This is a genomic window from Paenibacillus salivarius (genome assembly GCF_051307165.1).
Classification (GTDB): domain Bacteria; phylum Bacillota; class Bacilli; order Paenibacillales; family Paenibacillaceae; genus Fontibacillus.
Window position 1 is genome coordinate 5,450,613 of sequence record NZ_CP195592.1, and the last position, 13,218, is coordinate 5,463,830.

The 13,218-nt window shown below is 52.6% G+C and carries 12 protein-coding genes; 3 read left to right on the forward strand and 9 right to left on the reverse strand.

Annotation, left to right across the window (positions count from 1 at the left end):
- Positions 1–42: 42 nt before the first annotated feature.
- Together ACSFXJ_RS25205 and ACSFXJ_RS25210 are read right to left on the reverse strand one after the other, a co-directional pair.
- Positions 43–2,949 carry a glycoside hydrolase family 3 C-terminal domain-containing protein gene (locus ACSFXJ_RS25205; RefSeq protein ID WP_435923050.1) on the reverse strand — a complete coding sequence of 969 codons (2,907 nt, stop codon included), beginning with the start codon at positions 2,947–2,949 and terminating at the stop codon, positions 43–45.
- A 158-nt stretch (positions 2,950–3,107) separates the two neighbouring features.
- Positions 3,108–3,422, reverse strand: a complete 315-nt coding sequence (locus tag ACSFXJ_RS25210; protein WP_435923051.1) for an antibiotic biosynthesis monooxygenase family protein — start codon at positions 3,420–3,422, stop codon at positions 3,108–3,110.
- Positions 3,423–3,667: 245 nt separating this feature from the next.
- On the opposite strand from ACSFXJ_RS25210, the gene ACSFXJ_RS25215 reads away from it, so the two are divergent.
- Together ACSFXJ_RS25215 and ACSFXJ_RS25220 are read left to right on the forward strand one after the other, a co-directional pair.
- Positions 3,668–5,122 carry a hypothetical protein gene (locus ACSFXJ_RS25215; RefSeq protein WP_435923052.1) on the forward strand — a complete coding sequence of 485 codons (1,455 nt, stop codon included), beginning with the start codon at positions 3,668–3,670 and terminating at the stop codon, positions 5,120–5,122.
- Positions 5,123–5,270: 148 nt separating this feature from the next.
- Complete coding sequence (locus tag ACSFXJ_RS25220) at positions 5,271–6,128, forward strand: hypothetical protein (RefSeq protein ID WP_435923053.1); 858 nt, start codon at positions 5,271–5,273, stop codon at positions 6,126–6,128.
- 47 nt (positions 6,129–6,175) lie between these two features.
- Here ACSFXJ_RS25220 and ACSFXJ_RS25225 read toward each other — a convergent pair whose 3' ends face one another.
- The 7 genes from ACSFXJ_RS25225 to ACSFXJ_RS25255 all read right to left on the reverse strand — a co-directional run bounded on the left by ACSFXJ_RS25225 (position 6,176) and on the right by ACSFXJ_RS25255 (position 12,109).
- On the reverse strand, positions 6,176–7,012 hold the full coding sequence (locus ACSFXJ_RS25225; RefSeq protein WP_435923054.1) for a TIGR02452 family protein: 837 nt from the start codon (positions 7,010–7,012) through the stop codon (positions 6,176–6,178).
- Between the two features lie 42 nt (positions 7,013–7,054).
- Positions 7,055–7,609, reverse strand: a complete 555-nt coding sequence (locus ACSFXJ_RS25230; protein ID WP_435925867.1) for an NADAR family protein — start codon at positions 7,607–7,609, stop codon at positions 7,055–7,057.
- The gene (locus ACSFXJ_RS25235; protein ID WP_435923055.1) at positions 7,609–8,502 is read right to left on the reverse strand and encodes an NUDIX domain-containing protein; all 894 of its coding nucleotides are present in this window, start codon (positions 8,500–8,502) and stop codon (positions 7,609–7,611) included. Before ACSFXJ_RS25235 ends, ACSFXJ_RS25230 begins: the two co-directional genes overlap by 1 nt.
- Before the next feature lie 25 nt (positions 8,503–8,527).
- Positions 8,528–9,544, reverse strand: coding sequence for an AAA family ATPase (locus tag ACSFXJ_RS25240; RefSeq protein ID WP_435923056.1), 1,017 nt, complete (start codon positions 9,542–9,544; stop codon positions 8,528–8,530).
- Positions 9,541–10,218 carry a nicotinamide riboside transporter PnuC gene (pnuC, locus tag ACSFXJ_RS25245; RefSeq protein ID WP_435923057.1) on the reverse strand — a complete coding sequence of 226 codons (678 nt, stop codon included), beginning with the start codon at positions 10,216–10,218 and terminating at the stop codon, positions 9,541–9,543. Before pnuC ends, ACSFXJ_RS25240 begins: the two co-directional genes overlap by 4 nt.
- Positions 10,219–10,617: 399 nt before the next feature.
- Complete coding sequence (locus ACSFXJ_RS25250) at positions 10,618–11,280, reverse strand: deoxynucleoside kinase (RefSeq protein WP_435923058.1); 663 nt, start codon at positions 11,278–11,280, stop codon at positions 10,618–10,620.
- 76 nt (positions 11,281–11,356) lie between these two features.
- A complete protein-coding gene (locus ACSFXJ_RS25255) occupies positions 11,357–12,109 on the reverse strand; it encodes a spermidine synthase (RefSeq protein WP_435923059.1) in 753 nt (250 codons plus the stop codon).
- A 176-nt stretch (positions 12,110–12,285) separates the two neighbouring features.
- On the opposite strand from ACSFXJ_RS25255, the gene ACSFXJ_RS25260 reads away from it, so the two are divergent.
- The gene (locus ACSFXJ_RS25260) at positions 12,286–13,215 is read left to right on the forward strand and encodes a copper amine oxidase N-terminal domain-containing protein (protein WP_435923060.1); all 930 of its coding nucleotides are present in this window, start codon (positions 12,286–12,288) and stop codon (positions 13,213–13,215) included.
- Positions 13,216–13,218 lie beyond the last annotated feature (3 nt).

The window sequence follows — 13,218 nt, forward strand, 5'->3', positions numbered from 1 at the left end:
AAAAACCGGGCCCCAAAAGGGAACCCGGTCACCTAAGCTTCTTTATAAAAATTGAATCGTACTCAACGATACTTTGCCGTTCAGGACGATATGAACGTCCTGGCGTCCGCTTACGCCGCTCACTTCAGCGGAATAGTCGCGCCATTCCTGTTCTCCGCCCGCTTCCAGCTGGACCCGGCCCGCCAGGGGACCGTCCGGGCTTTGCAGCCGGATCTCGGCCGAACCGGCCGTCCGGCTGGCTGCGCGAAGCTTCACGGCGTTCGTGCCTGTGCCGAACTCGGCGTCTTCAAAAGCAATCCAGCCGGATTGCTCCTTCACCTGAACCGCGCTGCCGCCTTCCCGGCATTCGCCGATCAGCACGCCTTCGTAAGCGTCATAGTTGATCGCTTTCACGGCCTGCTTCAAGTCGCGCGGCGGGATCGCCTCGCCTTGCACTTCAAGAGCCGCGCTTAGCGGAAGATTACCCGAGGAAGCGCCGGCCATGAACGTGTATGTGCCGGTTTCGATGCAATAGCGCTCGCGGGTAACGTCCCACATGGCCAGCTCGGACAGCGGCAGCGTAAAGCTGACGTCAGCCGATTCGCCCGGCTGCAGGAGCACCCGCCGGAAGGCAAGCAGCTGTTTCAACGGACGTTTCACGCGTGATTGCTCAGCATGCCCATACAACTGCACCACTTCTTCCCCCGGACGGTTCCCGGTATTCGTCACCCGAACCGTGAGACCGATTTCCCGGTCTCGATCCGCCGAAACCTGCTGCCGGTCAAGGCTCAGTCCGTCATACCGGAAGGTGCTGTAGGACAGCCCGTGCCCGAACGGATAAAGCGCCTCGCCTTCAAAATAGCGGTAGGTCCGGCCGCCCTTAATGACATCATAGTCCATGAACTCCGGCAGCTGATCGACCGATTTATACCACGTCATATTTAGACGTCCCGCAGGGTTCACGTCACCGAAGAGCACATCCGCGACGGCATGACCCAGTTCTTGGCCGGCATGGGTGGTGTACACGATGGCCGGTACGTTCTCTTCAGCCCAGTTCAGCGCGTAAGGATAACTGCCCACCACGACCACAATCGTGTTCGGGTTCACGGAGAGCACTTCCTTGATCAGCTGCTCCTGCGATGCCGGAAGGGTGATATCCGGACGGTCGATCGTCTCCTTCCCGTTGATCAACGGATGGTTTCCGACGAAGACGACGGCCAGATCGGCATCGCCGGCGGCTTCCTTCGCGGCCTGGTATTTGTCCGTCACCGTTTCCACTTCAAAGACGTCGGCGACGATCTTTTCCTCTTCCCCACCCGCTACGGACGCGGCACCCGCTACGTTGATCTCGTTGGCGGTTTCTTCCGCACGGCCGCTGCCGACGAGCAAATCGCCGGTGTCGGCCTTCACAGTGACCGGCACATCGTTCCACGTCGAGAAGTTGACGCTGCCCGTTCCTTCCTCCGAAGGACGAACGAGGAACACTTCTTTCGTGAACCACTCCCAAATTTGCTCGGCCGACGCCTTCACGATCCGGTCGTCCGTCGTCAGGTAACGACCGTTATCTTCCGCAATGATCGTATGGCTATCCCAGCCCCAATCGGTCACTTCGAATACGGTGGCCTGCTCGCCCGTTTCGCCGGTTGCGGCCAGAGCAGCCTGCTCTCCGCCCTGAACCTGTACGTAACGGCCGTTACGTTTTGCTTTTAGCTTAATGCGGTCCGTACCGCCCGAGAAAGTCGTTTGTCCGCCATGCCCGTTCAGCTTCTCTTGAATACCTTGCAGCGGCGTGATGGCGTAAGGCAGGGAACCGCTGTACCAGTCGCGGTACACGGTGCCGCCAAGCGGCCCGATCACGGCCACTTTCTTCAGCTTGTCAGCCTGCAGCGGCAGTATGCCGCCTTCGTTTTTCAGAAGCACGACCGCCTTCCCTGCCGCTTCGCGAGCCAGCTTTGCATGATCAGGATGCATAATGATCGACTCATCGATGGCTGCATACGGATTGTCTTCCTCCGGATCGAACTCCCCGAGGCGGAAACGTACGCGGAACGTATTGCGCAACGCCGCATCCAGGTCGCTCTCCGTAAGCAATCCGTCCTCCAGCGCTTCGCGGAGCGCCTGTTTGATCAGCTCGCCGTCATCGGTAATGCTGTCGATGCCGCCCTCCTTCACGGAACGGGCAACCGCTTCCTTGTGGGTCTCCAGGTAGCCGTGATCGCGTACCGTACCGGACACGTCGAAAGCATCGCTGACGACGAAGCCGTCCATACCCCACTCCTTTTTGACGATTTCATTGACTTCGGGCATCAGGTTCGCCGGAACGCCGTTAACGGCATTGTAAGCCGTCATCATGGACTGGGCTCCGCCTTCCTTGAACGGAACTTCAAACGCCTTCAAATAGTATTCGCGCATATTTCGGGGATCGATGCTGACCGACTGGTCGCCGCGACCCACCTCGTTATTGTTGGCAATGAAATGCTTCAGTGTGGCAACCGCTTTCAAATATTTCGGATGGTCGCCTTGAATCCCCCGAACGAGAGCCGCCGCCAATTTACCCGCCAGCACCGGATCCTCGCCGTACGCTTCCTCGGTCCGGCCCCAACGCGGATCGCGCTCCATGTCGACGGTCGGCGCCCAAAGCGTCAACCCGTTAATCTCCGGATTCCGCTTATAAAAACCTCTCGCCTCATCGCCGATCGCGCTGCCGATTCGTTGCATAAGTTCGGTGTCCCAGGTGCATCCCAGGCCGATCGGCTGCGGATAACCCGTGGCTTCGCCAAGCCAGGCCATGCCGTGCGCCGCTTCCGTGCCGTGTTTATACGCTTTCACGCCAAGCCGTTCGACGGCCGTTTGATATTGAATCATGAGCCCCACTTTTTCCTCCAGCGTAAAGCGGGAAACCAGGTCGTTCACCCGCTCCTCCAGCGGAAGAGAAGTGTCCCGGAATGGGTAGTTCGATGTTGTAGACATATTGAACCTCCTTATTGTCAGTTCCCTCACGCGTCATTCTACCCAAGATCGTCCCCTCCGGCTACCCGAAAAATTAGAGGCGTTTTCATAGACTATTAGGGATATCGGGAGAGGCCGACAAATCGAAAGGCTTCCCCCTGTTCAACCGATAGTATCATCTAAAAAGAATAAGCTCGTTCAACCTTGCAAATTTTGACGTTATAATTTTGATACCAGACCTGTTTGCCTTTCTCCTGAGCCGATTGATGGGACGGATTTTGCTTCCATTGGCGGATCGCCTCCAGGCTATCCCAATAGGAAATGGTAATGCCGGCTCCCGAAGCATCCCTCACACTTTCCACGCCCAAGAATCCCGGTTGCTCCGCCGCAAGCCGCTCCATTTTTTCGGCCATGTTGCTGTAGCCCTTGTCCCCTTCAGTACGTTGACTTGAAAAAATAACCGCGTAATACGATTCGTTTGCATCAATGTTCATCTCGGTATCTCCTCTACGAAAATCGTTTTAGCACTGCTTCCGAATATCTGCCCTGTGAACACGGGAGGCATGATCATACCGGAGATTACCGGGCATTATAGTTTGATGTCAAACCAATGTCAAATGATTGCTTTTCGCAGAAACGTCACTAACCATAAAAAATTACTATCTTACCAATTTATAGGATATGGTATATACTTATTTTATAGTAATATATTACTAATTTTGAGGGAGGCGTTATATTTATGAAGAAAAAGATGTCTATCGTTATCTGCCTGAATCTAGTTCTCTCCTTGGTCTTTGGTCTCAATGCGTTTGCCGCCGAGCCTATTACGGTGCCCGGGATCGGCCCTGATGCTCTGGAGGCAGAACAACTGCTGCAGCCTGAAGCAGAGGTTGTTTCCTCGCTTACCAAAGCTGCGCCGGAACTGGATTCATCCAAATTGGATCAACACCAAGTCAAAGCATCCGCAAATTTGAAATCGCCTCTAACCGCCTCAAAATCGCAAAAAGGACTGATTGCGGAAACGCAGTCCGTAAGTGCCACAGCAGCGACATATACATACACGGGCTACATTCAACAGGAAGGCACGTCCGCTTATTTATACCCTTACTACGTACAGCCTGGGAGCATCCTGCAGGTTCAATTGGACAGCCCGGCATCATCGCAGCTTGATTACGATCTCTATCTCTATGAATTTGATATGGCCACCGGCAATTTGAATCCCAATCCGATTGATTATTCTATTTATGGAACTTATTTAAATAACTATGGAAATGAGACGAAAACTTTATCCGAGCATGTGGGCACAAAGAATGTCACTGCCGGTACAAAAGCCTACTTGATTGAAGTCTATGGCGCGGTCGGAGCCAGCATTAACGAACCCTTCTATTTAACCGTCTCCACAAGCTCCACTTATGACGCCTACGAGACGGATGAGAATGCGCTTCATGCCTACCCTTTCACGGTGGCGACAGGAGGTTCAACGCTAGTGAGCCGCTCCATCAATTCGGAGATAGATCAGGATTGGTATAAAATTACGGTTCCGGAAAGCAGAAATTATGACGCTATGCATATTGATTTGGATCAATTGTCTGTAGGAAATGGATACAAAGCGGAATTGTATGGTGCCCTAAGCAATAATCGGATGCTTTTAATCCCTTCGCAAAATGGCAACGTTTCGCTGGGAACCGGCACTTATTATCTGAGGGTCTATACGACAAACACCTATTCGGATACTAACTATTCACTCCACCTGCAGCCGATTTTAAGAGCCGATAAACTTGTCATTACGGGCTATAACTCAAACGGCGGCCCGAACGATTATCCGACCTATGCCTACGGAAAATACTATCGGATCACGGGAAATAGCTTCACCGTGACCGGCGTTGCCGCGACTTCGGATAACTATGCCGTAGCCAATGCGGAAGTCCAAGTCACATGGGTAAATGACTATTGGTCGGAAGGCAGCGGCAACAGATATCGGAGCGCTACGGCAATAACGAACAGCAGCGGCCAATTCTCCGTTACGTTATCCTTGCCGTCTTCAACCGGAAGCATTAGCCAGTTTTTGCCGGGTGCCATAAGTTTCACCCACTATTATGATCTTTGCGGCGTGGCGGCACAGGTAACGAATCGCCCAAGCGCGAGCGATACGGATATTGTGTATCATTTTGCTTATAGCATTTACGGGGGTTAATTAAACGGTTTGGAAGAGCAACGGGTGGTGAACCTAAACTGCCCGTTGTTTTTTTGTTCTCCGATATAAACAATTTGGAAGAATATTCCGATATTGTGGTTAGAAAAGGAAATCGGAATACTGTGAAGGGAAAAGGGGATGGATTGTTATGAGGATTTACAGTACCACGAAACAAGGCCTGAATGCATACGAAGATTTAAAACCGCGTCCCGAGAAACCAGCCTTGGTTACAGACCGGATTCCCGAGCTGTCCCATGAAACGGATACCTTGGAAATCAGCCTTGCAGCTAAGCAGTTGGCGGCATCCGATGTCGTAAACCATGCGGCAACGTATTTTGGAACGGTTCAAATCAACGATTCCCTGAATCGCCTCCTTCAAGATCAACCGTCCCAGGTGAAAGAAGCGGTTTACGGCATCATTCAATCCAACTTCATTACGGACGTCAACGGTGAAGAGGAAAGAAAAGCACTACTGGAATTGGGGCTTACGCAAGCCGAATACATAGCGAAGAACTACATGAACGAGGAAGCAGCCACAGAATTTATGGATACGATCCATCTGATCGGGGCCATTTCCAAAACCAGAACCGTTGATCCTGTATCGAAAGAAATCCGTTACGAAACTCCTCCGCAAAGACCCGTCGGGGCACCTGAGGATTATATCGATTTGACCGACATGATGCGGAAATTCGAGCCGGACACGCTGGGCAAGCTGCAAGAAGCGGTTGTGAACGGAGGAGATTGGAACAGCATTCTTCAATCCTTCGCCAAGAAAGCGGCCAATCGCCAGGATTGGGCGAAAGAGTACAGAGAGGACGCGGCGAAACGGATCGAGCAGATGCGTCAAAGCATCGGTGAAAACCGGTTTGCCAATGCGTCTACGGCCGGCTTGACGGAGTTCGCCAAGGATATCGGGAACATCCTTGCAAATACCGGATTTAAAGATGCGAAGTTTTTGAGGGACAACCTGGAGGCATTTATCAGAACATTGGGCAGCGGAAAATAATCTTAAACACGTGAATAAGGCCATCCTTTGCAGGATGGCCCTTCTTTTTAGTTATGACCCGAACGGAGCAGTTTCTCAAAAGCCTGAATACACTTTCCGTCTTTCGAAGTGTCCAATACCGCAAACCGGATTTCCGAAAACAGCGATCCCCAGCCTTCCTCCTCCAAAAGCTCCCGCCACCACCCGGCCACCTTCACCGGATCGTTTCGGAAGACGCCGCAGCCGTAAGCTCCCAAGATCAGGCTCTTGTCACCCATGTTGGCGAATATCGCCAGGGCCAGACGCATCCGGTCCTTCATGACGCGTTCCGCTTGAACGGGATCTTCTCCCTTAAGCAGGACCTGGCCATAGTTCACGGCTGGGAGCGTCAAGACCGAAGCGGTCACCGGCCGCTCGAGCAGTCCGAACCGCTGATCGCGGAAAAACACCACGTCCGGCGAATAGATGGCAAAATCGGTATACATCATCGATCGGTAAGCCCGATTCGCCTTATAGTAACCTTCATTACGAAGCTGCGTTTCGTATAAACCGCTGGAGGCGGCCAGACTTTCTTCCTGGGCCATCGCTCCGTTCAAAAATCCGCCTCCCGGATTTTTGGCGCTGGCGAAATTGAGCACTCCGATCCGCTCATTCCCCGCCTCCGCAAAATCAAGGATCGCCTTAACCGTAGCCTCGTTGGCGACGGAACAAGCTGCCGGCTTCGGCAACCGGGGCAGCCCCGCGCCTTCCCGTACCAGCGCCTCTCCCCGTTCCGGCGTGATCAGCTCGCTGTTCTCCTCCGAATGCTTTTGCGCCTCGGCGAATTCCACCCGCCGCCCCTTCACTTCATAAAAGCCCTGCCGCTGGATCCGCAACGTTTCCTCGGCAATTTCTTTTCGGTTCATCTTTCTCCCCTTCTTTCTTCTATAACTCTCCGGGACAGTTAGTCATTTCCCAAGCAGTTCGTCCCGCGCTTCCGTCAGCGCGAACCCAAGCAAGTTCCTTCCCCGCCATTTCACCGGATTCTCCGCATCCGGATTGGATTGACCCATGCCGATCCCCCAAATACGGTCCCGCGGGCTGGCTTCGACGAGAATGCGGTTCTTCGTCGACTTGAGATACTCCCCAAGCTCCGGATTCTGCGAAAATTTGGCCAAGCTGCCTCTTTTCACGATCCCGTAGCACTCTTTTTCCCATCGTTCCTTGTCAAAATTTCTGACCGCACGTCCGTAAGCCTTCATCTCTTTGGGATGCTTCGCCTTCAGGATTGCCTCCAGCATTTCCCCGTCCCCGAACAGCCTTGCCTTCTCGGCCATCATAAACTGCTCGGCGCAGGAATATTCCGTCCCCTCTACCTCGAAAGGGCTCATCCACCATTGGCTGAAGCAGCTTTTGTCCACTCCCCCGTCCTTTGGCGGCGTATGGCCCCAAAAGAACACATATTTGAACGTGCTCCCCGCGTTATATGCTTTTCTTAAATCTTCGAGATTGTAAATCTTCATCACCGGTAATCCTCCAAATTTCTCCGATACAAGCGTGATGGACGATGTCCCGCATTTTCGGTGTAATGATCGGTTTCCGCCACGAGATCGGCCACTTTGCGCCGGAAGGCGGCCTTCAACAGCTCTTTGTCCAAAATAACCTCATAAACCTGTTGTAGCTCCGTCAAGGTAAACAGCTGCGGCATCAAATGCAGGGCAATGTCGGTGTAATTCACTTTTCCCCGCAACCGCTCGATGGCGCAGGCGATAATTTTCGCATGGTCAAAAGCCAACCCTTCATTGGATACGATCGCATAAGCCGTTCCCGTCGAGTTGGATTTGGACGTCACCGTCCTCGCCACGACCGCCGTGAGCTCCTCATCTTCACTGCTCAGCTTAAGCTCATACTCCAGCGTCTTGACGTATCCGTCTTCGAGTAGCTCTTTCGTCTCCCGCAAAAGCCGGTAGGTCAGCTTGAACCAGGCGGCCTCGGCCGCATCGTCCCCCGCCTTCAGCTGTACCTGCCCGCTGTTGATCAACGCCATGTAGCTGCAGCTCATGACCCAGGTGCGGGGATCCCGTCCGATATCACTAAAGGTGTACAACTGCTCCAAATAAACGTCGTCGACGCCGGTTTCTTCGCGCAGCTCCCTCGCCGCGGCCTGCTCCGTCGTCTCGTTCGGCCGGACGAAGCCGCCCGGCAGCGCCCATTTCCCCAGGAAGGGGTGTCCTCCCCGGCGAATGAGCAGAATGCGCAGCTCTTTTTCCGGAAGCTTGCGGTAGCTGTCCGCCTCCGCGTCCGTGACGGTGAAAATGACCATGTCCGCCGCCACCGAAGGGCGCTCGTAATCCCCAGCCCGATACCGCTCTAAAAATTCCTTTTCCGTCAGTCCGTCACGATCCAACAAATCCAACGTAACCTTCTCCTTTATTCCATTTTTAAACGATGCTTTCGCCGAAAAAATTCTGATAGGGCCGGAACTTTGCCAGCACCTCCTCAACCTTGCGCATACGTTCTTCCAAGCTTCCCCGCAGCGTAATAAAGGGAATCCGCCGTTCCTTCAGATCCGCAATGATTTGCTTGTGAAAAACATGCCGCTTCTGATCCCCGCTGCGATCCCACGTATCGTCATAAGGAATATCGTCGTCGCACAGGAAAAACAGATCGTATCGCTGCGCATTTTCCAGAGCAATCCGGGTCAAGAGCTCAGGAGCCCGGCCGTGATAATCCAGCGCGAACATATACGTCGTGATCGCATTGGTATCGACGAAAAGGACCCGGTTCGCTTCCAGCAACGCTTGCTCCTCCCGCTCGATATGGCCCAAGGCGATTTCATCGAACGCTTCAAGACCGATGCGGCGGTCCACCTGGTGTTCGGTCCAATAGTCGCGGCCGTACTCGCTCGCAAACGCGGTATTATACCGCCGGGCCAACGCCTCGGTAATCGTCGATTTCCCCGTCGACATCGCTCCCACAAAAACAACCTTCGTAATCAAATCCCGGTACACGACATCGCTTACGAATGCCCGGTACTTGTAAGGATCGGAACGGACCATCGTCGCCGAAACCGGCACCCGTTCGCGGGCTTCGTCCACCCGCCGGTCTATGGCGCCTAAGGCGATGCTCATATGTTCGCCGTAAAATTCGCTGGAATAAAAATGCGTCACCTTCTCGCCTTTCAACAGCCCCAAAATGTATTGCTCTTCCCGGATTTCATGCTCCCGCTCGTTCGAGTAGCCGTCAGGACCGTCCCAGGCCTCGATCACGCGGACCGCGGGATAAAGCTTCCGGATCCAATTGGCCCGGATATGAAGCGGAATCGGGGTCACCGTCGTCTCGTAGATGACCACGATCAGCTCGTCGACCTCTTGGAGCGCGGTTTCGATCATATATTGATGCCCTTTGTGCAGCGGAGCGAATTTTCCCAGCGTTAATCCTAGCGTCTTCGTCTTCATGCCAATGCCTCCTTGGCCCCTTTGTTCCAATTGTAGTAGCCGTATGTCGCATTCACCAGATAAGCGCTCCACATGACGATCATCAGCAGACCTTCGCCGCTCCCCTCCAGCATCCGGATCACCCATAGCAACACCGTGAACATATTCAGCACAATGTAAACCAGCCACTGCTCCTTGAATCTTCGGACCATCAGGATCGTAGCCACGATGGATAACAAGGTCGTAATCGCGTCGATATAAGGAGAGTTCTGTCCCGGAATGAACGATAACCCGAATCCCAGCAGCAGGCAGCCCGCCACGCAGATCAAGCCAACGACGAGAAGACCTTGAAGTCCCATTTGGCGCATGAAAAGCTTGCCGCCTTGCCGGTTGTTTTTCCACATGTAAAAGCCCACGATATTCATAGGCACGAAGAAAAGCAGATTCAGCATAACTTCTCCGAACAAACCGTTAATATAGGCCAGATAAGCATACCCGACGGTATTGTACATGCCGAATACATAGCTCATCAGGTTTCCTTTCGCGGCTAGCACCACGCAGAGCACCCCGGTGATAAAGACCGTAAAACCGAATAATGAATCCTTGGAAAGAACCGTAAATCCGATCGCAATGGAAGTAAATAATACTAACCACGAGACTTCGAATACATTCCAACCGCCTATAACCTTCTTCACCTGCATCCCTCCGCTTTCCAAGCCATGCTTGGAGTCCAAACTGACAACTTTAACTTAGTATATTTATGATAATAACAAATTGATACTATCAAAAATACCAGAAAAGCCCGCGCATGACAAGAACATTTTTCCTGTCTGACGCGGACCTTTTGATTTGGCGGCAATTAAAGGGAGAACCTCCGGCTAATTCGGCTTTGAAGCCTCTTGGACAGCCAACTAGCGGGAAAACCTCCCTTTAATTTCGCTGGATTAACGTTTTAGCTATAAATAACCGGAATACCTCCCTCTATTTTGGCGGATAACCTGTATCATCGGTCAAAAATGTCATTTTAGCGGGAGCTTTTCCCGTTAAAACGGACATTCCGACCGAATCAGCGAAATTAGCGGGAGAAATTCCGGTTATCGGGGGGATCTATGAAATCGCATGTCCGAAACTGTCACGCGAATCTGACGGATGATTTCATCCAGCGAGGCCGGGTCGTTCACATCATATTCCTCGATATTCAGCCGCAGCACAGGGCAGGCGGTAAAGCCGTCGATCCATTCGGCATAACGGGCATGCATCCGCTCCCAGTAAGAGCGCTCCGTCCGAATCTCCATGTCACGGCCGCGTTCCTGAATGCGGGATAAGATGGCCGGCAGGCTGCCTTCCAAATAAATCATCACATCGGGGTGCGGAAAATACGGCGTCATCACCATCGCCTCAAACAGACTGGTATACGTCTGATAGTCTATACCCGACATCGTCCCTTGATCGGCGTGCATTTTGGCGAAGATCCCGGTATCTTCGTAAATCGAGCGATCCTGAACGAATCCCCCTCCCGCTTCAACGATCGCCTTCTGTTCCTTAAACCGTTCGGCCAGGAAGTAAATTTGCAAATGAAAGCTCCAGCGCTCAAAGTCCGCATAAAATTTTTCCAAGTAGGGGTTGTGGTCGACCTTCTCCATCGACGTCCTGAACCCCAACCGCCCGGCGAGCGCCATGGTTAGCGTCGATTTGCCCACCCCTACCGTACCGGCGACGGTAATCAGCGCATTGTCCGGTATTCCATAGTTATTCATGTTATATTAAGCCCCTTTATCTTGTACCTTTCACAAGTGATGAATTATACCGTTCATCGCGGCATTTTACAATCGTTTAGTTCGCATTCCGGTCTTGGATAATGTATCCTTCCTGCGGTTTGAAAACGGCGAAGCCGGCCATCTCCTTTTCGCGAAAACGAATCGGCTGCCGCGCGCCCATCAGGAGGATATTTCTTTGGTCGGCAGCTCCCGTTTGCGGCAATTCAAAACAGCAGGTATATGTAAATACGGTCCGCAGCGTGGCATGCACGGCACTGATCAGTTTATCCGATGAGCCGCGGCCGAACAGATTCATCACAATTCCTCCCCGCTCGTTCAGCTTGTCCTTGCACAGCCTGAGGAAAGGCTCGGAAAGTAGATGAAGCGGCGTATCCTTCTCCGTAAAAGCGTCAAGAACCACAAAATCAAAAGCAAGATCAGGCTCCCTTTCCAACAGGTTTCGTCCATCGCCAACGTCTACATTCGTCGGGGTGTATCCGAAGTAACGGCGGCTGATCTCCTTGACCCGAGGGTCGATCTCCGCCACCTTCACCCGTTTTCCTTGAAGCCGGGATGGAATGATCCCGATTCCAAGTCCGATCACGTACACGTCGTGGAAGTCCGGAACATTGGCCTCCATGAGATGCAATATGGCCCGGGGATATTCAAACACGATACGATCCGGACGGTCGATATCCAGAACCCCCTGTGCGGCTCCATCCGAAAAGGCGAGAACGCGGAACCTTCCGTTTTCCCCATCATATTGGGACGTATCGTATACGACCAGCTTGCCCCAATCCTCGCCGCTATCCTCGTAAAGCACGCGCATCCGTCTTACTCCCTCTCCATATTCCGTAAAGTCCTGTTCCCCGACATCGGGCAGCGCAGTCTCGAAAAAATAATTCCGGGTTGGAAATTTTAGGAACAAAGTTCCAGCCCAGCCATGTTATATTTAAGAGAATCGTCCTAAAATTTGATATCCATAAGCATGGTAAAGGAGACGCTATGAAAAAAATAGTTTATTTAACCCTGGTGGGGTGCCTGGCTGTTCTCGCCAATCTTTTCTCTTTTGCTCCCCAAACTTCCGCTGCCGCTTCCGTGACGTACACGCTGTACATCGACGGCACGGTTTCAACGGCTAAATTTCCGACCGTCGTCGAAAAAAACACCACGCTCATTCCGATGAAAGCCGTTCTGGCCGAATTAAATTATACCACGACCGTCGATAACCGGACGAAGGCCATCACGGCCAAAAATTCGGCCGGTTCCTACATCACCGTAACGACGGGAAGCAAAAAGGCCAAAATCAACGGTTCCGCAGTCACCCTTTCAGTAGCAGCCAAAGCGATGAACGGAACCACGTACATCCCCCTATCGGCAGTCAAGCAATTAACCGGAAAGGCCATCGGTGCGGATGCTTCGGAGCGTATCGCCTGGATCGGGGAGAAGCCGGCGGCAACCGCCCCTCTTCCGGTATGGGGAGTATCCCCCAAGCAAATGAAGGTGGCATCCGCAAATAAGTTTCTGCTCGACGAAGGCGGACAAGGAGACATTTATCTTCTCTTGTACCAAGATAACTATGACGACCCTGAAGAATTATATATCTTCTACAAAAACAAACTGGCTAAAATCGCATTTACCCCCGAAGTATCCGGCTATGATGAATCCTTTGCAAAGGGAGTATACGAAGGCATGTTGGCTAGCCTGACTAAAAATTACGGCCCGCCGGAAAAGGATATCATTGCCGCAGATAAAGACACGCTTGAGGAAATCCCCCTTGCCGACGGCGGTTACTTAACAAGCGAGTGGAATGCGGGAGGCACGAAAATCAAGCTTTTATTAAAAGGAACGGACAATGGTTACGCCTTGAGCTTGCAATACGTGGATACGTCGGTTGAAGCTCAGCTCGAAGCCGCCTTGGATGCCATCGAATAACCA

Excerpts from the sequence above, each read along its gene's own strand:
- ACSFXJ_RS25255 (WP_435923059.1), bottom strand. The coding sequence starts at position 12,109 with ATGCGCGTGCTTTACGAGGATAGCGGCGAGGATTGGGGCAAGCTGGTC.
- ACSFXJ_RS25220 (WP_435923053.1), top strand. The coding sequence starts at position 5,271 with ATGAGGATTTACAGTACCACGAAACAAGGCCTGAATGCATACGAAGAT.
- ACSFXJ_RS25260 (WP_435923060.1), top strand. The coding sequence starts at position 12,286 with ATGAAAAAAATAGTTTATTTAACCCTGGTGGGGTGCCTGGCTGTTCTC.
- ACSFXJ_RS25230 (WP_435925867.1), bottom strand. The coding sequence starts at position 7,609 with ATGAAGATTTACAATCTCGAAGATTTAAGAAAAGCATATAACGCGGGG.
- ACSFXJ_RS25240 (WP_435923056.1), bottom strand. The coding sequence starts at position 9,544 with ATGAAGACGAAGACGCTAGGATTAACGCTGGGAAAATTCGCTCCGCTG.
- ACSFXJ_RS25250 (WP_435923058.1), bottom strand. The coding sequence starts at position 11,280 with ATGAATAACTATGGAATACCGGACAATGCGCTGATTACCGTCGCCGGT.
- ACSFXJ_RS25225 (WP_435923054.1), bottom strand. The coding sequence starts at position 7,012 with ATGAACCGAAAAGAAATTGCCGAGGAAACGTTGCGGATCCAGCGGCAG.
- ACSFXJ_RS25215 (WP_435923052.1), top strand. The coding sequence starts at position 3,668 with ATGAAGAAAAAGATGTCTATCGTTATCTGCCTGAATCTAGTTCTCTCC.
- ACSFXJ_RS25205 (WP_435923050.1), bottom strand. The coding sequence starts at position 2,949 with ATGTCTACAACATCGAACTACCCATTCCGGGACACTTCTCTTCCGCTG.
- ACSFXJ_RS25210 (WP_435923051.1), bottom strand. The coding sequence starts at position 3,422 with ATGAACATTGATGCAAACGAATCGTATTACGCGGTTATTTTTTCAAGT.